The organism is Pandoraea sp. LA3 (assembly GCF_022696215.1).
Taxonomy (GTDB): Bacteria; Pseudomonadota; Gammaproteobacteria; order Burkholderiales; family Burkholderiaceae; genus Pandoraea; species Pandoraea capi.
Genome location: NZ_PTPY01000038.1, coordinates 411,987 through 429,813, shown reverse-complemented (window position 1 = coordinate 429,813; position 17,827 = coordinate 411,987). Strand labels below are relative to the sequence as shown.

Annotated in this window: 17 protein-coding genes; 4 read left to right on the top strand and 13 right to left on the bottom strand. The window is 61.2% G+C overall.

The features are described from left to right. Positions 1-62: 62 nt before the first annotated feature. Together C5N93_RS24395 and C5N93_RS24390 are read right to left on the bottom strand one after the other, a co-directional pair. Positions 63-1,169: a formylglycine-generating enzyme family protein gene (locus tag C5N93_RS24395; RefSeq protein WP_242561406.1), complete on the bottom strand. Its 1,107-nt coding sequence runs from the start codon at positions 1,167-1,169 to the stop codon at positions 63-65. Positions 1,170-1,552: 383 nt separating this feature from the next. Then, the gene (locus C5N93_RS24390; protein WP_242561266.1) at positions 1,553-2,824 is read right to left on the bottom strand and encodes a hypothetical protein; all 1,272 of its coding nucleotides are present in this window, start codon (positions 2,822-2,824) and stop codon (positions 1,553-1,555) included. A 219-nt stretch (positions 2,825-3,043) separates the two neighbouring features. Between C5N93_RS24390 and C5N93_RS24385 the strand changes: the two genes are divergently transcribed. Next, positions 3,044-3,775, top strand: a complete 732-nt coding sequence (locus C5N93_RS24385) for a lysozyme inhibitor LprI family protein (protein ID WP_242561265.1) — start codon at positions 3,044-3,046, stop codon at positions 3,773-3,775. A 53-nt stretch (positions 3,776-3,828) separates the two neighbouring features. Here the strand turns inward: C5N93_RS24385 and C5N93_RS24380 are convergent, their stop codons facing one another. From C5N93_RS24380 to C5N93_RS24345, 8 genes are all read right to left on the bottom strand, one after another. Beyond that, a complete protein-coding gene (locus C5N93_RS24380; RefSeq protein ID WP_242561264.1) occupies positions 3,829-4,710 on the bottom strand; it encodes a hypothetical protein in 882 nt (293 codons plus the stop codon). A 154-nt stretch (positions 4,711-4,864) separates the two neighbouring features. Beyond that, the gene (locus C5N93_RS24375; RefSeq protein ID WP_150720138.1) at positions 4,865-6,076 is read right to left on the bottom strand and encodes a cyclopropane-fatty-acyl-phospholipid synthase family protein; all 1,212 of its coding nucleotides are present in this window, start codon (positions 6,074-6,076) and stop codon (positions 4,865-4,867) included. Then, positions 6,073-6,891: a DUF1365 domain-containing protein gene (locus C5N93_RS24370; protein WP_242561263.1), complete on the bottom strand. Its 819-nt coding sequence runs from the start codon at positions 6,889-6,891 to the stop codon at positions 6,073-6,075. The genes C5N93_RS24375 and C5N93_RS24370 overlap by 4 nt, the downstream gene beginning before the upstream one ends. After that, a complete protein-coding gene (locus C5N93_RS24365) occupies positions 6,888-8,192 on the bottom strand; it encodes an FAD-dependent oxidoreductase (protein ID WP_242561262.1) in 1,305 nt (434 codons plus the stop codon). Before C5N93_RS24365 ends, C5N93_RS24370 begins: the two co-directional genes overlap by 4 nt. Beyond that, positions 8,189-9,355: a cyclopropane-fatty-acyl-phospholipid synthase family protein gene (locus C5N93_RS24360; RefSeq protein WP_242561261.1), complete on the bottom strand. Its 1,167-nt coding sequence runs from the start codon at positions 9,353-9,355 to the stop codon at positions 8,189-8,191. The genes C5N93_RS24365 and C5N93_RS24360 overlap by 4 nt, the downstream gene beginning before the upstream one ends. Positions 9,356-9,384: 29 nt before the next feature. After that, positions 9,385-10,212: a DUF1295 domain-containing protein gene (locus tag C5N93_RS24355; protein WP_242561260.1), complete on the bottom strand. Its 828-nt coding sequence runs from the start codon at positions 10,210-10,212 to the stop codon at positions 9,385-9,387. 206 nt (positions 10,213-10,418) lie between these two features. Beyond that, positions 10,419-11,159 carry an anti-sigma factor gene (locus C5N93_RS24350; protein WP_242561259.1) on the bottom strand — a complete coding sequence of 247 codons (741 nt, stop codon included), beginning with the start codon at positions 11,157-11,159 and terminating at the stop codon, positions 10,419-10,421. Continuing rightward, positions 11,156-11,785 carry a sigma-70 family RNA polymerase sigma factor gene (locus C5N93_RS24345; RefSeq protein ID WP_242561258.1) on the bottom strand — a complete coding sequence of 210 codons (630 nt, stop codon included), beginning with the start codon at positions 11,783-11,785 and terminating at the stop codon, positions 11,156-11,158. The genes C5N93_RS24350 and C5N93_RS24345 overlap by 4 nt, the downstream gene beginning before the upstream one ends. A gap of 425 nt (positions 11,786-12,210) precedes the next feature. Between C5N93_RS24345 and maiA the strand changes: the two genes are divergently transcribed. After that, positions 12,211-12,864 carry a maleylacetoacetate isomerase gene (gene maiA / locus C5N93_RS24340; protein WP_242561257.1) on the top strand — a complete coding sequence of 218 codons (654 nt, stop codon included), beginning with the start codon at positions 12,211-12,213 and terminating at the stop codon, positions 12,862-12,864. Here the strand turns inward: maiA and C5N93_RS24335 are convergent. Further along, positions 12,861-13,703, bottom strand: coding sequence for an SAM-dependent methyltransferase (locus C5N93_RS24335; protein ID WP_069342815.1), 843 nt, complete (start codon positions 13,701-13,703; stop codon positions 12,861-12,863). The two genes, maiA and C5N93_RS24335, sit on opposite strands and share 4 nt — an antisense overlap. A gap of 170 nt (positions 13,704-13,873) precedes the next feature. Further along, positions 13,874-14,236: a VOC family protein gene (locus C5N93_RS24330; protein ID WP_242561256.1), complete on the bottom strand. Its 363-nt coding sequence runs from the start codon at positions 14,234-14,236 to the stop codon at positions 13,874-13,876. Between the two features lie 517 nt (positions 14,237-14,753). Here C5N93_RS24330 and C5N93_RS24325 point away from each other — a divergent pair. After that, on the top strand, positions 14,754-15,614 hold the full coding sequence (locus C5N93_RS24325) for a chitosanase (RefSeq protein WP_242561405.1): 861 nt from the start codon (positions 14,754-14,756) through the stop codon (positions 15,612-15,614). Positions 15,615-15,891: 277 nt separating this feature from the next. Continuing rightward, complete coding sequence (locus C5N93_RS24320; protein ID WP_242561255.1) at positions 15,892-16,104, top strand: DUF1059 domain-containing protein; 213 nt, start codon at positions 15,892-15,894, stop codon at positions 16,102-16,104. Between the two features lie 258 nt (positions 16,105-16,362). Here the strand turns inward: C5N93_RS24320 and C5N93_RS24315 are convergent, their stop codons facing one another. After that, the gene (locus C5N93_RS24315) at positions 16,363-17,196 is read right to left on the bottom strand and encodes an SDR family NAD(P)-dependent oxidoreductase (RefSeq protein WP_242561254.1); all 834 of its coding nucleotides are present in this window, start codon (positions 17,194-17,196) and stop codon (positions 16,363-16,365) included. Positions 17,197-17,827: the final 631 nt, after the last annotated feature.

The following is a 17,827-nucleotide window of genomic DNA, read 5'->3' as shown; positions in this document are numbered from 1 at the left end:
TCGTTTGTCGTGATGATTCGTGATGATGACTTCAAGGGTAAGCGCACGAAGCGCACGAAACGTCAATGCGATGGTGCGTTGTTGGACGCGAGCGTGTTCTGTGCGGCGCGCCGTGCCGCCTGCCAGGCGCTTTCGTCCATGACGAGGCGAAAGCCCAGATGCGACATGCTGTTGAAGGGATCTGTTCCGCGGCGTGCGCTCGGGCGATAGCTCAGGCAATACGTCTCGTTGCACAGGAACGAGCCGCCTCGCGTGACGCGCTTGGGCGCCTGTACCGGAACGCCGGGGTCAGCCGGATCCCACGAGTCGGCGGGGCCGGTCGGGTTGTCGGCGAGCTTGCTCACGGCGGCCTCGCGCCGGAACTGGTCAGCGCGGTACCAGTCGGCAACCCATTGCCATGCATTGCCTGTCATGTCGGACAGGCCGTAACCGTTTGGCGGGAAGGTGCCTACCGGGCTCGTGCCGACGGCGCCACCGGCTTTCGGATTGACGACCGGGAACGGCTGAGGTTGTCCGCCTTCCCAGACATTGGCCATCTGTTTGCCGTTCGGCGCGAAGGTCTCGCCCCACGCGTAAGTCGCCTGTTCGAGGCCACCGCGCGCGGCAAACTCCCACTCGGCTTCCGTCGGAAGACGTTTGCCGGCCCACTTCGCATACGCCTGAGCGTCCTCGTACGAGACCTGTACGACCGGATGGTTGTCCTTGCCCGCGAGCGTACTGCCCGGTCCGTTCGGATGGCGCCAGTCGGCGCCGGGTACGAAGCGCCACCAGCGAGAATAGTCCTGCAATGGCACCGGTTTGTCGGTGCCGACGAACACCATGGCGCCGGCCACCAGCGCACTCTCGGGCGGGCGTGGCGTGCCCGGCGGCAATTGCACCCGGAGCGTCTCCCAATCGGGTTTGCGCTCGGCGGTCGTGACGTAGCCGGTCGCGTCGACGAAACGACGGAACTGCGCGTTCGTGACGTGGTGTTCGTCCATCCAGAAGCCATGCACGCGTGCGGGGTGCGCAGGCTTTTCGTTGGCTTGCGCCATGCGGCTGTCACTGCCCATCAGGAACTGCCCACCGGGAATCCAGGCCATGCCTTCAGGGCCACGGATGCCATCACCGATAACGATCCTGGTGTCCTGTTGACGGGGTGCGTCGCTACGCGTCATCGCCCATGACATCGCGCCGCCGACCGCGACGGAGATACCGAGGGCGGCACCGGCCCACCACATGAACTTGCGGCGATCGCCGGACGGTGCCGTCGCGGCGATGCGCGTTGACGTGCCGGTCGAAGTGTCTTGATGCGTGATCCGTTTGCGTCGTGACATGTCCCGAAACTCCCGTCCCGTGCATTTGGCACTCGCATGTTCCGTTCGATGACGAAAGTCATGCGAATCACCAGCCTCAGAATTGGGTTCAAGACTATTATTTAATTCAATTAAACACAATTGAATTTTCAGGGATTTGGTGATTATGTTTTGATATTTGTTTTGCTTATTTTGGAAAAGTAAATTAAATAATCATTGGTTGGTTATTCAGATAATTTTAATTACGTCCATGGAAATCAGGACTGACCCGGCGGGAGATAGCATTGCCCGGTGAACCGGGTGCCATTCCATTGAATGTTCAGCGGCATGGCGGGATCCTTGCAGACGAGTGTCACCAAGGTGCCGAACCGGTCGACGTGCATGGATATCTGTTCGCCGGCGGAAATGCCGAACAATCCGGAGTACTGATTCTCGCAACGGGCGGCGTCGTTTCCATCCTTGTTCGTCAGGCCGGTGACGCACCATGCCACGTTGATCGTGTAGCCGCACTTGTTGGTCAGCCCGGTTTCGACGGCATACCAGCCGACGTAACCTTTGGCGCCGCGTGGAATGCGAACCTGATCGACGCAACCGCTGATGGCCGGTGTCGTCTTGCGTCCAGCGAGGCCGCTGGGGGTGCTGCCGCCGGCATTGCCAGCGCTCGCCGCGCCGCTGTATCCGCCGGACGGTTGCGCCGAAGGCATTGCCGCACCCGAGGGAGAGCCGCCTGGCGACCCTGACGCTGCCTGAAGCGCCGTGGCGACGGCCTGATACTGCGCGGCGTTGCGTCCGCCGCCACTCGCGACGCCTTGTGCCGCAGCCCCAAGCAGCCCGGCCACGAAAGAGATCACACCCGAGCTGTCGCTGTCGCTTGACGTGCTGGCACGGCTACGTACGCCGTTGCTGTAGGTCGCCACCAGCGTGCCGTCCGCCTTGCTGTCCGTGCCTTCGAAAATCCTGCCGTTGACGAATTGACCCGCCCGCACGGAGCCGTCCGACGCGAAGGTGATGATGCCCGTGCCGTGGAAGGTGTTGTTCTGCCATTCGCCGCGATACGTGTTGCCGTTGGGCTCAATCTGGAATCCCTGGCCGGTGATCTGGCCATCGACGTTATCGCCTTCATACCGTTTGCCGTCCGCCCAGATGTAGACGCCTTTGCCCGTGCGTTTGCCGGCAATGAAGTCGCCCTCGTAGGTGTCGCCGTTCGTCCAGAAGAATTTGCCTTTTCCGGTGCGGGCATCGTCGACGAAGGGCCCCTCGTAGCGATTGCCGCCGGCCCACGTGTAGGTGCCGGTCCCGGTTCGCACGCCGTTCGTCAGCGTGCCTTCCAGCCGCTGATCGAACACGCCGTTCCGGAACCACTCCTCTGTGCCCTGACCGTTGGCAATGCCGTTCTTGCACGGCCCCGTCCACGTTGCCGTCCAGGTGACCTCGGGATTGGCGGGGTCGTTCGACCAGACCTTGCATCCGGTGTTGGTGACGACCCATGCGCCATCGGCGGCGTACGCGCCCCCCGTGGCAAATAGCATGCTGATGAGACTGGCCTTGCAGATGACAGACCGCGTGCGGCGACAGGCCGCGAGTCCATGTGCCATGATTTCCCCCTGTTCATTGTTTGAATCTGTTTGGATCGAAAGATAAGCGACGATGCCGCCGCGCGGCATCATTCATTTGGGGGATAGGCAGGCGCCCTTGATTTTTGTTGCGGCAACTGTTTGACTCCCATATTCCCTGCATGGATGACAGCTATGATGATTCGCCCCCTCATGCAATGCCTGGCGACGTTGATGTTGAGCGTGACGCTTCCGGTCGCCGCTGCCGAGCCGCCCACCGCCACAATGGCTGCCGATATCGATCAGACACTCACGCGCTGCCTTGACGCGTCCGACAAGCAGTCCACCGGCGGGCAGGACGAATGCATCGTCGACGCCACGCACGCGTGGGACGCCCGCCTCAACGCGAGTTATCGGACATTGCAGGACGAATTGCCGGCGTCGTCGAGACCGGCGTTGCTGGCCGCGCAGCGCGCATGGCTTGCCAGCCGGGATGCGGATCTGGCGCTCATCGGCGCGGTCTACGCGACCACGCGCGGCACGATGTATGCCCCAATGAACGCGAACGATGTGATGATGCTGACCAAACGCCGGGCACAGACGCTCACGCGCTATGCCGCGGATCTTGGGTATGCGGCCTCGGGAGAGGTCCCGCCGCTCGCGGCCAAAGCGGTGAAGTCGTCAGAGATTGATTCGGCCGCTCGCCGCGTCAAGCGTCGTTTGCCAACGTCGTCCCGAAATATCGTGCGGACGTCGAACGAAAGATGGCGGGCATTCGTGAGCGCGGAACAGGGACTAATCGCGGCGGTTTGTCCGTCAGGAAAATCGGCGGCCGGTAAAGCATGCCGTAAAGCGCAGGCGAACAGCGAACCGGCCGCGCGTCTGGCGCTGCTCAAAGGGCTGGACGGGTTGATCGGCGCGCAATGACTGCCGTGCCGGAGATGACGTGAGCGCCGGGATCGGCGCTCCGCCACAAACGCTCAGTCGCTGCGTCGCACGCGTACCAGCAGCCACGCCATGACCGCGGTGACGACCGCCGTGGCGACTACGGCTTTCCAAACGGAACGTGTCGCCGCCCAGGTGCCGACGGCGACACCGGCAAAGACGAAGATCGCGACCCATTCGAGCGCTTTGTCCAGCGTGTTGGGCGTTCGGTACCGAGGCTTGTTCGCCGTCGGCTGACGATTCGACGTTGCGGCACGGGCGCGTGGCGCGCATGCGGGAAACGCCGCTATGAGCGCCTGACTCGGCCACGGATTGACGTCCGCGCGAGGATTGCCGGTGCCGGTCGCTCGCCAGACGGCATCGCTATCGGCAGCGCGCTTCAGGTCGTCGACTTCCTTGGCGAGGGCGTCCGGCAGATGGGTTCCGTGATCGACCGTGGCCACCTGCTCAAGCTCGGTCGTCAGCCATCCGGTGGCGTCGGTCACATCGGGCAGGCCGCTCGTGCGAACGAGGACAAAGCCGCCATAAGCGCTCGAAATGTAGTCGACGAAGGCATCGAAGATCGGGCGATAGCGTTCGCCGAGCACTTGAATGACATTGTCGCGCCGTCGGGCTGCGCGTTCGAGGGCGAGCGACCGGGTGGTGACCAGATAGGGATAACGAGCGTCTTTTTCGTCGGGAGAAGACGATTCCAGAAACTCCTCGATTTCGACCGCGTCGTCGTCGGGATCGAAGTCATCGATGACGTAGGCGAAGTGAATATCTTCGGCAGAAAACAGCACCCGCCAGAACAGCGGGAGATAGGCGTTCGCTTCCAGCGACGGGCCATCGGCGGAAAAATACGTCTTCAGTTCGCCCTTACGGCCCTCCGGCATGCGCGGCCACGGCGGACTCTCGAGAAAGACAGGATGTGACATTTCTTGAGCCTTCAGCTGAGTTGGTCGGTGCATCGTGACTTGGCACGCCAAAACACTTAAGACCCAACCGGGCGAGCCGGGGAAATTCTGGCTTAAATACGCATCTTTGTCATCCTTTCGACGATGTGGCGCATATCGGTCATGTTGCTGTGCGTCAAACGGCGTGCGTGACGACGAAATGCTTCACACCGATACGCTGCTCGGCAAACGCCGCTTCACAGTACTGAAGGTATAGCTGCCACGTGCGGATAAAGGTGTCGTCGAAACCTTGCGCGCGCACGGCATCGAGTTGGGCTTCGAAGGCCGCATTCCAGTGTTGCAGCGTTCTCGCGTAATCCAACCCGAAGCTCAGCGTCTCGGTCACGTTCAGGCCGCACGCCTGCGCAGCGCTGATGAATCGCTCCGCGCTTGGCAGCATGCCGCCCGGGAAGATGAACTCGCGGATGAAGTCGCTCGACAGGCGGTACGCCGCGAAAGCGTTGTCGTCGATGGTGATCGACTGGATGAGCGCGCGGCCACCGGGCATCAGGCGATATTTGAGCGTGTCGAAGAACGTTGGCCAGTACGCTTCCCCCACGGCTTCGAACATTTCGATGGAGACGATGGCGGTGAATTGCCCGTGCACGTCTCGGTAGTCGGTCAGCGACACCTGCGCGAGATCCGCGAGGCCCGCCGCATCGATACGCGCCTTGGCCAGGGTGTATTGCGCACGTGAGATGGTCACGCCATGAACGCTGATGCCGAGGCGCGCGGCGTGCAGTGCGAAACCGCCCCAGCCGCAGCCGATCTCCAGCACGCGGTCGCCAGGACGCAACTCAAGCGTGTCGATGATGCGCTGGTACTTCGCATGCTGGGCGGCCGCCAGCGAGCGGTTGGCATCGCCTTCAAACAGTCCGCTCGAATACGTCCACGTCGAGTCCAGCCATAGGCCGTAAAAGTCATTGCCGATGTCGTAGTGCGCATGAATGTTGCGTCGGCTGCCGGTGCGGGTGTTGCGGCGCAGGCAATGCCGCAGGTGATACCAGACGCGCGCGAGTGGCGAGCCGGTGACGGTGTCGGAGACCCATGACAGGTTGCGCACCGCCAGGCGAAGCAGCGTCACGAGATCGGGCGAGTCGACCCACCCCATGCGGTAGGCCTCGGCAAAGCCGATGTCGCCGGACTGCAAGATGCGACGGCAGGCACGCCAGTCATGGACCTGTAATGTGGCGCCCGGTTGCGCATGCGGATCGCCGAAGAGATGACGGGTGCCATCGGGCGCGACGAGCGTCAGATGCCCCACACGAATGCGACGCAGGAGCGCGAGAAATCCTCTTGCGCTGAGCGGCACGACAGCGTGGGGCGAGAGCAGACGAAGCGGAATCATGAGCGAATCTCCCGGTCGGAGGGGGCAGTGGGGTTCGGTGACGTTGCAGACAAGGACGGCGGGGTCTTGCCGAAGAACGGCACGCCTTTGCACCAGAGGCGCAGGGCTTGCCAGTGAATCCGCAGCACGACGTTGATCGCATTGAGCGGCTGGGCGATGACCGCACGCATCACGCGTTTGCCGGTAAAGGGTTCGGCCTGCATGGCGATGGCGGTGCGCAGGCGGATCGCGTCGCCGACCCGGTAATCGATGGTGACCGACCACAACGTGCCCTCACGCCGGATACGAAACTCGTACTGCCCCTCGACATCGCAGAACGGGGAGACGTGGAACGCCTTGCGGCACACCAGCCGGGTATCGCCACGAATCGGTCCGTGATCCTCGGTCCCCAGTAGATACCCGTGATGCTGGCCAAAGGTATTGCGCACGTCGGCATACAGCGCGCGCAACTGGCCTTCGCGGTCATGGCAGTACCAGAAGCTCACCGGGTTAAAGGCATACCCCGCCATGCGCGGTACGGTCTGCAACCAGATCGTGCCGTCCGCGGGGATGCCGGCTTCGGCCAGCCGTGCCCGGATCCACGGCAGCAACGCACTGCCGTCATGCGGGCCGTAATCCGACGATTTCAGGCTCAGGGCGCGCCATCGATCCCATGCGAACCAGGCCGTTCGCGACGTTTCGGTCTGGTCGAGATCACACGCGACCTGAAACATCGGATAGACGAAGGCATGACCGACCGGATGCAACCGCTCGTGCATCACGTGGCCGCGTAGCAGCCAGACGGCAGGTGTGCGGGCGTCGACGTCTGCGGTCATAGCTTTGCCCACGGCGGCAACACGCCGAAGTCGTCGGCGACACGCAGCGCCGACTTGAGGCCGTCTTCATGAAACCCGTAGCCGGTCCAGGCCCCGGCGAACCAGGTGCGATGACGACCTTGCAGTGCGGGCAGATGCGATTGCGCGTCCACGGCGGCCAGATCGAGCAGCGGGTGATCGTAGGCGTAGCGTCCTAATACGGTGTGCGGTGCAGGTTCGTTGACCGGGTTAAGCGTGACGATGACCGGCGAGCGGAACGGTAGCGCCTGAAGCTGGTTGATCAGGTAGCTGACACATACAGGCTGCTCGGCATGCCGGGCGTGGCTCGTCTGACTGACGTAATTCCATGCCGACCAGACGCGGCGCCGCACGGGCAGCAGCTTCGGGTCGGTGTGAAGCACCGCCATGTTGGGCTGGCAGCGGATCGCGCCAAGCACCTTGCGCTCGTCCGGCGACGCATCGTCGAGCAGTCGCAGGTTGTCGGGGGCATGACCGGCGAGCACGACCGCGTCGAAGCGCTCCTGCAAACCGTTCCCGTACACGAGGATCACGCCGTCACGTTCACGGCGCACCTGACGCACCGGTGTGCGCAGGCGAACGTCGTCGAGCGTTGCCGTGATGCGTCGCACATACTCCCGTCCGCCGCCCTCGACCGTTTTCCACTGCGGACGGTGGCGGATCTGAAGTAGCGCGTGGTTCAGACAGAACCGCAGGAACGTGGCAGCGGGAAATTGCAGGATGTCCGCCGCGCGGCTCGACCAGATGGCGGCGGCCATCGGCAGCAGATAGTGATGCTGAAAGGGCTGGCCGTAGCCGTTCGCCATCAGGAGGTCACCGACGGACTGACGCTCGCGCATGGCGCTTTGCAGATGTTGCTCGGCGCTCGCATTGAAGCGCAGCACGTCGCGCAGCATGCCCAGAAAGCTTGGCGAGTAGAGATTGCTGCGCTGCGCGAAAACCGTGTTCAGATTGGTGCCGGCCCATTCCAGCAGACCGCCATCGACCGATACCGAGAACGACATCTCGCTCGCGTTGGCGCGTACGCCGAGTTCGTCGAACAAGGCGATCAGATTGGGATAGGTCCGATCGTTGAAGACCAGAAAACCGGTGTCGACCGGGGCGGTGACACCGTCTAGCGTGACGTCGACGGTATTCGTGTGCCCGCCCGCGTAACTGCTCGACTCGAACACCGTGACGCGATGCTTGCGGGCGAGGAAGTAGGCGGTGGCGAGTCCTGCAATGCCTGCGCCGACGACCGCGACGCGCTGCCCGGGGGCCCTCGGCATGTCAGTGGTGGTCATTGCGGCCTCGCATCGGGAAAGGAAGCATCGGTGGTGTCCGTGGTGTCGGAACCCCGGGACAGGCCACGTGCGAGGTGCTTTTCGAACAGGTAATGGCCGACGCCCCATTCGCGACCGTTTGCATAGCCGAACAGTTCGGCGACGGCCATGTAGAACATGCGCCAGCGCTGGAATTGAATGCGCGCTTTCGTGCCGTAGCCGTCCTGAAGCATCGGCAGGGTTTGCGGACGTGACGCGTCGAGTGATTGCAGCCAGTCGTTGGCCGTGCGGGCGTAATGCCGGCCGTCAAGCCACCATAGGTTGGCGATGCGCAGATCGTCCTGAAAGTACAGCAGCAGATCGGCGCTCGGCATGGTGCCGCCGGTGAAGAAGTGCCGCGACATCCAGTCGCTGCCATCGTCGTTACGGAAGTGATAGGCGACGTGGTGGTGAGCGAAGATGTGTACGAACAGCTTGCCGTCGTCATGGAGCCAGCGGGCGATCTTGGCGAGCAGTGCGCCGTAGTTCTTCATGTGCTCGAACATTTCGATGGACAGAACGCGGTCGAAGCCGGCGGCCACGTCGCCATCGAATTCGAAGTCGGCGACGTTGCCCGTCACCACGCGCAGATTCCGGATGCCACGCCGCGCCGCTGCGGCTTCGATAAAGCGGCGCTGGCCGTGCGAGTTCGAGAGCCCGACGATCTGGGCGGACGGAAAGCGCGCGGCCAGCCAAAGCGATAGCGATCCCCAGCCGCAGCCGAGATCGAGAATGCGCTGGCCGTCCCGAATGCCGGCACGCTCGGCGTAGAGCGCGAGCATGGCTTGCTCGGCTTGCGCCAACGACTCGTTGCCGGTGGGGTAATAGCAGCAGGAGTACTTCATTGCCGGGCCGAGGTGTTCCGCGAAGAATTCGCTCGGCACCTCGTAGTGCTGCGTGTTGGCGGCCTGCGTTTCGACGGCGATCGGGCTGGCACGCAACTCCTCGACCAGGGTGGCGAGCGATGCCGCGGCACGGCGGGCGTCGTGCGCATGGGCTTCGTGCAGACGCTGTCGCATCAGGGCCCGCATGCCTGCGCGCAGGACGAGGTCCGGCACGAGGCCCAACTCGCACAGACGAATCAGGCCGGTCTCGTGTGGAACGGGCAGGCCGGTGGTCGGCGGTGGTGAGAGCGAGGTGGTCATGGGGCGGACTCGGGGTGTGGTATTCGGCATCAGGAAGATGAAGAAGATGAGGACGCTGACGACGAGGAGGCCATCTTCTTCGGCGGCCAGGGGATGAGGACGCTGGTGGTTTGTCGGTAAGTCCGGTAAGCGGGACGCGACTGCATCAGATGGGCTTCGAGCAGGGGAATGCCCGAGACCTTGAGGAGCAGCCATGCCATGAGCAGCGGGGGAAACAGCGTCAGCCACGCGGCGGGTGTGCCGGGGGTGCCGATCGCCAGCGCCAAATACGCGCACCAGTGCAGGCATTCGAAGAAGTAGTTGGGATGACGCGAATATCGCCACCAGCCGGTCTGACAGACCTGTCCGCGGTGTTGGCTGTCAGCGGCAAATCGCCTTAATTGCCGGTCGGCCGACGCTTCGCCGGCGACCGCCGCCAGCCAGATGAGCGTGGCAATGGCGATCGCGACAAGCGACGGCGGCTTCGGATTGAATGCCGGTATGAAAAACGCGATGGCAAGCAACATCGCGATCACACCCTGCAACTGAAAGAACCAGAAGAGGTTGCGCCCGGCGGCGTCGGCCCATTGCTCGCGGAACTTGCGGTAACGGGCGTCTTCCGGCTTGCCGTAGTTGCGGCGCCAGAGATGCACGGCGAGCCGCAGCCCCCAAAGGCCGCCAGCCACGCCCACGAACGTCCGGTTGAGCGAGTCGCCAGTACCCGCGCAAGCTGCCAGTACCGCGACACCGCCCAGCGCACCCGCCCAAACCGGGTCGACCATCCCGGCGTTTTGCGTGCGCCATTGATAGACCCAGGCGGCACTGAGCGCGAGACTCATTCCGACAAACGCGATAGCGGTAACGACGGCGATGCTCATGCGGACTCCGTAGGCGGATTCGGGGAGCGTTCGGGAGGTGATATCGCGCTATACGGACGGCACAGGCTATCGGATGCACGATCCGGTGAAATTTTTCGGGGCAGGATGAAAAAAGGGCTGTCCGGGGAGTGGACAGCCCTGTCGGGGCGGGATATGCGAGGACTGCCAGACGATCAGGCGGCCATGCGATCAGACGATAGCGGCCCTCAGGCCGGGCGAACGGCCCCTGTGGCGACCACCGGCCCCGTCGGCTGGCCGGTAGGCGATCCCCCCGGCGGTTCGATGGACACGGCGAGCACGGCATTGCTGTTGATCTGCGCGAGGATTTCCGGCGGCAGCGTCATCGAAGCGGGCTGATCGGCGGCAAAGACGCCGAGCGGGATCGGCTTGGCATCCTTGGGAATCAGCCAGAGCTCCGTCGCCTTGCCGGCATCGATCGTCGGTTTGACGGCGGGCACGACGACCATGCTGGACCGGCGCGTGTCGACCGTCGCCGTCCAGTGGGCGACGCCATCCTGCCGGGCGAGCGTTGCTACCAGATAAGCGCTGGTCGCGGCCGGTGCCGGGCCACCCGGTTTCGTACGTTCGGTCAGCGTATTGACGTTGACGGCGACCAGCACGAGCGTCGCCACGCTCGCACCGATGCCCAGCCAGCGCCACAGATTCAGGCTGTCCCAGAGCGACGCCGGGGTGGCCGGCTTCGCCCCTGCATTGGCGGGGAAACCGAGGTCGCGCTGAATCCGCAGCCATACGCGGGGGGCAGGGGTGACGGGGGACACATCGTCGACGAGCGGGGCGATGCGTTGCTGCCACTGGTCGAGGCTCGTCCGGATCTGCGGGGAGGTGCTGGCAGCCTGTTCCAGCTCGCGACGCTCGGCAGCATCCAGTACGCCGAGCGCATATTCCGCGCAGCGCAGATCGTCGTCTTGGTTGGCGGGTGTATTCATCGGTCGAGGCACACCTTCAACTGCATCAGGCTGCGCCGGATCCAGCTTTTCAAGGTTCCCAGGGGAACGCTCAGGCGGTTCGCCAGTTCACTGTACGACGCACCGCTGAAGAACGCTTCGCGCACGACACCGCGCTGTTGCGGCTCAAGTCCCTGCATGCATTGTTCGAGACGCCGGCGTTCCTCGCTGGCTTCGGCAAGTGCTGCGGGTGTGGGGTCTTCGGATGGGATGGCGAGGGCATCCGATTCGTCGAGCGCGCCTTCGCGATGCTCTCGCAGGCGGTCGATGGTGCGGTTGCGCGCCGTCGCGACAAGCCACGTCATGGCGTTGCCGCGGGCGGGATCGAAGGCCTCCGCCCGTCGCCATATGTTGACGAACACTTCCTGGAGCAGATCCTCCGCTTCGGCACGGTCGCGAACCATGCGAAGAATCACGCCGAACAGGCGGGAGGACGTTGTCCGGTAAAGCTCGGCGAACGCCTCGCGATCCGCCTGACCGACGGCAGCCAAAAGGCCATTGAGTGTCTGGTCCGGCGTGCCGGAGCCTGGGGTACGGGCAGTGTCGTCTGCCAGACCGATACGGCTTGCAGGACGTTTGAGGCGTTCGCTTTCGGGCATGTCGCTCATGCGGGCGAGGCCCCTGTGAGGGCCATAGCGTTGACGTTCCGCGCAATATAACACCCCCGGTGCGCAATGGCGCAAGGGGCGTGATGGAAACGGGCTGGCGGTCGTCATGTGGCGGCATCCGGACGGAGGGTATGCTGACCAATACGGATGAGAACGTCATTCGGATGCACTCGGGAATCGGGCTTGTATCCACTGGATCACGGTCATCATTCACTGCGGAATCAATGGTTTACCCGATGGCCGTGGCGCGGTGGCAAGGTATGCCGTATCCCTGTGATTTCATGTGAGTTGCAAATGCAACTACTGGATGGCATCATCGCTGCGAGTTAATTGCAAATGCAATCGATGGCGGATTTGCGCCCGAGCTTGGGTTGGCAAACCGCTATCGGGGCCTTCCGTAACGATCCAACGATTGGACTTTCCCCATGACAATTCAGCTTTATGGCTTCTGGCGGTCGAATGCCGCGTTCCGCGTCAAAGTGGCGCTGGCGCTAAAGAAACTCCCGTACGAGGAGATCGAGGTGGACATTCTGGCGGGGCACCAGTTCGACACTGGTTATGCAGAAGTGAACGCCGAGCGTGTCGTACCGACCCTGGTCCACGACGGCCACCGTGTCTTTCAGTCGCTGGCGATCATGGAGTACCTCGACGAAATCCATCCCACGCCGCGATTGATGCCGGAGAGTGCCAAAGACCGGGCGTATGCACGGGCCATCGCTCTGGTGTCGGTGGCCGATTCGCATCCGCTCGTCACACCGCGCGTGCGCAAGCATCTCGCGCAGGCCTACGACGCGGATCTTGCCGCGATCGAGGCATGGTGTGCGCATTGGGGCAGGGAAGGGCTGGCGACCTATGAGCGGATGCTGACAGAGCGTCCGGCGACGCCGTTCGCTCTGGGATCTGCGCCGACGCTGGCAGACATCTGCATCGCCGGTCAGAAGATCATTGCCGATCTATATAAGGTCGACGTGAACGCGTATCCCCGGGTGGCCGAGCTAACGAAGCGTTGCTTCGACATGCCGGAATTTGCGGAGGCGCATCCGATGCGGCAACCCGGGTTCAGGGCCGTGTCGCTTTAAGCTTCGGCGGTGGGGGCTGTGAAGAAACGTTCGCGCATTTCTTCCAGCCCTAGCGATGCGAGCACGCTTTCCAGACGTTCCGCCGGGCGGCGGCGTGGCAGGTTCTTGTATTGGGCGATGATCAGTTCGTTCTTCATCGAATGCTCCCAGCCCACGAGTTCCGTCACGCTGACCTGATAGCCATGCGCTTCGAGTTGCAGACAGCGCAGCACGTTGGTGACCTGACTGCCGAATTCGCGCGTGTGCAGCGGATGGCGCCAGATTTCCGTCAACGGATTGCCGCCGAGCTGCTGGCCCTTGTGCTTGCGCAGCACGGCGGCCACTTCCGCCTGACAGCACGGCACGAGCACGATGTGCCGCGCCTGTTTCGCAAGGGCGAAGCGAATGGCGTCGTCCGTAGCGGTGTTACAGGCGTGCAGGGCGGTGACGACATCGACCGTTTCGGGCAGCGCTGGCGACGTGATCGAATCGGCGACGGACAGGTTCAGGAACGACATGCCGGGAAAGCCGAGGCGTTCGGCCAGGGCGCGCGACGTCTTGACCAGTTCTTCACGGGTTTCGATGCCGAAGATGTGCGAATCGTCGGCCAGCGCCTTGACGAACAGGTCGTAAAGAATGAAGCCCAGATAGGATTTGCCCGCCCCGTGGTCGACCAGCGTCAGTCGGCCTTTCTCGGTTTTGACTTCCTGGAGCAGCGGTTCGATGAATTGAAACAGGTGATAGACCTGCTTCAGTTTGCGCCGGCTGTCCTGATTCATCTTGCCGTCGCGCGTCAGGATATGGAGTTCCTTGAGCAGTTCGACGGACTGGCCGGGGCGGATTTCGTGGGTATTCGACATGGGGAAACGGGGGTAAGCAGCGGGAGGGTGGACCTCCCGGAAACCGCTAGTTTACCGAAAAGCGAGGAAGTGCTCCGGATCCCACGTGCCCGGCCGAGGCGTACGGGTGACGAGACAGTCGCAGGCGGATCTGTCTCGTCATATTACCCACTTCTCGCGAGTGTGCGCCGTCAGTCGGCTTGGGCCAGTTGAAAGACATTGCCTTCGGGGTCTTCGCCGTCGCACATGAGAAGCGGGAATCCGTCGAATCGCTTGAGTTCGCGCATGCGCACCCCGGCGTTGATCATCTGCTCACGTAGCTCAGGAAGGCCCGAGACGATCGAGAAGACGATCTTGGCATTTGACTGCGTACTCGTCGACGGGGGCTGATGTCGATACGCCTGACCGACGAGATGCAGCGCGAGTTGGATCCCGCCGGCGTCGAGAACGACCCATTCGGCTGCGATTTCTTCGACGACGGGGAGGTCGAAATGCTTCTGATAGAACGACTTGAGCAACTCGACGTCGCGAACATACAGAATCAATCTCGACATTTGCATGGGCATGTTGATTGTCAAATCCTCGGAAGCGTCATGCGGAACCCCCGCAATTGGGTGCAACGTCAGCGCGAATCATAAGAGGCCGGCACGCCACACGAAGACAAATCGGGAAGGGCGTGCACGGCATACAGGATGAGTGATTGTAGGAAAAGTTTAACGCAACGCGCAACGTCTCTTTGACTTCGTTTTATGAGGTGTGAATTCGTACTCCTAGGGAACTTTTTCCGTCTTCCGGGAAAAATTTATTTTTTTCCCGGTAGTCGATTTTTATTTTTCCAAGGAGACCTTTGTGAAGCGAGTGTTTTCACGTTGTATGACCGTCACGGCGTTGTGTGCTGGATCGGTGCTGTGCATGTCGGCCAATGCGTCGGCGCAAACGCCGGCAGCGGCAAAAACCGAAGTCTGCAATTCACCGTGGGCTGCCACGACGACGTATGACGTCGACAATGCCGTCAGCTACAACGGACGCAATTACACGGCCGTTGTCAGAAGTCAGGGAAGTGTGCCGGCGATGACCAGCGGCGTTGGAAACGGTGGGCAGCCCTGGCTGGCCGGGGCGGCATGCAAGCCGCCGAAACTGACGGCCGACGACCTCGATCACGATGGCCATTTTTCCCCTGCGACGCTGCAATTCCTGAAGGACAAGACCGGCCTGGACGGCGAGCAGTGGGACAACATCATGAAGTTGATCAACAAGCCGGAGCAGGATTCGTTGCAATGGACCAAGGTGTATGGCTATTGCGAAGACATTCAGGACGATCGCGGTGTGACGATCGGGTTTTTCGGCGCTACGACCGGCGGCCCGAACGACGGTGATCCGGATGCGCCGTTGCTGTTCAAGAATTTCGACGAGGCCAGCGGTGCCGAGGTGCCGTCGGTCGAGGGTGGGCTGGCGCGGATCGGGGCGTCGGGAACGATGGTCGGGCCGATTTTGAAGATTGCTGACGGCACCCCGGCGTTTTGCGCGAGCGTTGGCGCGCTGCAAAGTAACGAAGCCTGGCGCGAGGCGATGTGGCGCACGTTTTACGACGTCTACATCCAGCTCAGCCAGCGCGAGGCGCAAAGCCGCGGGTTCAGCAGCGCTTTGACGCTTGGCTCGTTTCTGGATACGGCCTTGAATCAAGGGGCCGACGGTGGCAAGAACTCGCTGATAGGCTTGCTGTCGCGCGTTCCGACGTCTACTGATGAGAAAGCATTCATGGCGAGTTTCCATGCGGAACGGGCGAAGGTTGTGAATACGCAGCATTTCAACAAGTCGCCGAATGGAACCAACCGCGTCAAGCAATGGAGCACGTTGATGACTGAGGGGCTTTCCAGCCTTAAGAATTGCGATGCGGATGTCGTCAAAGCGACGTCCTGGACGATGAAGTAAGCCGGCCATGGGGGCGTCGTCGGGCTGCGCAGTCAATTCCCTTGACGGAATGATTGTGCTTCGAGGCGATGACGACTGATTGGCGGTTGGTATTCCGATCCGGTGTTCGGGACCCGTGGACACTGGATCGGGCAGGGAACTTGCGAGGCTGTCACCTATACTTTTTGAGTGGGCTCGGCGGCGTCATGTCGACGCGATCATGCTCACCGGACGTCGCGGATGATGATTCCCGCGCGGTCATTCACAGGCTTTGTTTCTTTTCTATGAGGAGAACGTCATGGCCCGCAAGTACATCGACTGCCGGGAATATCCCAGCGAAACGAATTGCTCCGTAGCGCTGTGCGCAGATTCCGAAAGCGAGTTGCTGGAGGCGGCTGTGCAGCACGCAGTGACAGTGCACAAGCACACCGACTCGCCGGAACTGCGCTCACAACTGAAGACACTGTTCCACGACGGCACGCCGCCGCTGGATGTGCAGCGCGAAGGGTGATTTTTGAGGCTTTGGGGGCACATCCAATATTCGCATAATGTACATTATGTTAAATTTAAAATACGAAAGTAATCTCCCTGTTGATGTAAGTCATTGATCTGAATGCTTTAATTGATATTTGCCGTTGAGCGATTCGATGTGCGCACTCTGCGTTGGCTTGCCCGCCTGAATCAACGACACTGCTTCGCATTTGCTGTTCCGTAAATCGCTTTGAGATAGCCTCCATCTTCCGCGCGGCTCTTTCGCCGCGGAAGCACCTCAATTCTTCCGATACCTCCATAACATAAATTTTTGGTAGAAAGATCCAAAAATAGTGCTGATGGCATACATGATTTTAGCGTCGGGGCCAATCACGGACCTTCTCGCGTTTGAGTTTACGGCTTGAATTATTGACGCTGCTGCACTCTCTGGGGTCGTCACATTGATAGTGGCGTTGCCACTTCTTCGGTGAGAATCTACGTCTCTCCCCGAGAACTCTCGAATTTTGCTATCGATTCTGGATGAGTTGACAATGTTTGTGGCAACGCCGCCCAAGTGAATGCAAGTCACGCCGACCGGAAGCTGCATCAACTCCATTTCCATACGAAGTGATTCAGTAAATCCTCGCACTGCAAATTTGCTGGCGCTGTACGCCGCTTGTGTAGGCGATGAAACAATTCCCAATATGCTGGAAAGATTTATGATGTGAGCCTCACCGGATGCAATCAGGTGTGGTAGGAAGTAGTGAACTCCATGCGCCATTCCCCAGAAGTTAACGCGCATTAGCCACTCCATGTCGTCAAGATTCAATGTCGTCACAGGGGATATCAAGGCGACACCAGCATTGTTGAAAAGAAGATGTATTTTTCCGAACTTTTCTATCGAATTGCTTGCCCACAAGGCAACATCATCTCGATTCCCCATGTCAACTAGCTGGGTTTCTACTGTGACACCCAATCGCTCGCATTCCAACGCTGTTTGCCGCAGTCCAGCAGGGTCGATGTCTGACAACGTAAGGTGGCAACCCATGTTTGCGAGCTCAACGGCAAGCGCCCGACCAATACCAGAGGCAGCTCCAGAAATGGCTGCGACTTTATGTCTGAAGGTTTTCATTGCTAACGTATGAGACTAAAAAGAGACTGAAAACTGTTGCTAGTTGCGCGGAACGACTCTACGTGCCGCGTAAAAGGGGATCGACATATTTGACGAGGTGGTCGCTTGCCTAACGGAAGATTCACAACACGAGTAATCCCCGCTGCGACTTCCGTAAGATCTGCTTCAGTGAGCTGAAGGATGGTCCACCCTTCTATGGCTTGGCAGGTTGCCGGATATGGGCCATTTTCATACGCCGCAGAAATGCCGGAGCCCGTGGTTGCGCACTGAGGACACTGGCATCGTATTTTTGGAGCACACGCTTCAGCGCGGCCCAACTCTATCTGTCCAGCGTTATGCGCGATGACATCGATACTACCGGTTTCGCGCAGCACTTGTGCTACGGCAGCCGTGACTGACTCGTTGAATAGAACGCAAGTTCGACCGTGCGTAAGTCCCGCGCAGTTGCCCTTGACCATTGCGCAATTTCGGCCAGGTGCGATGCGTTGCGCCCGGAACATGAATGCGACGGTTCAGAGCACTTTCTACAAAGGCATGCCAATAGTCCCCGATAGCCCGACCCGGATACACGACAACGCCTGAGCGCGGACGACGGCACAAATTTTGCATGGTCGACTGCATCGAGTGCTCG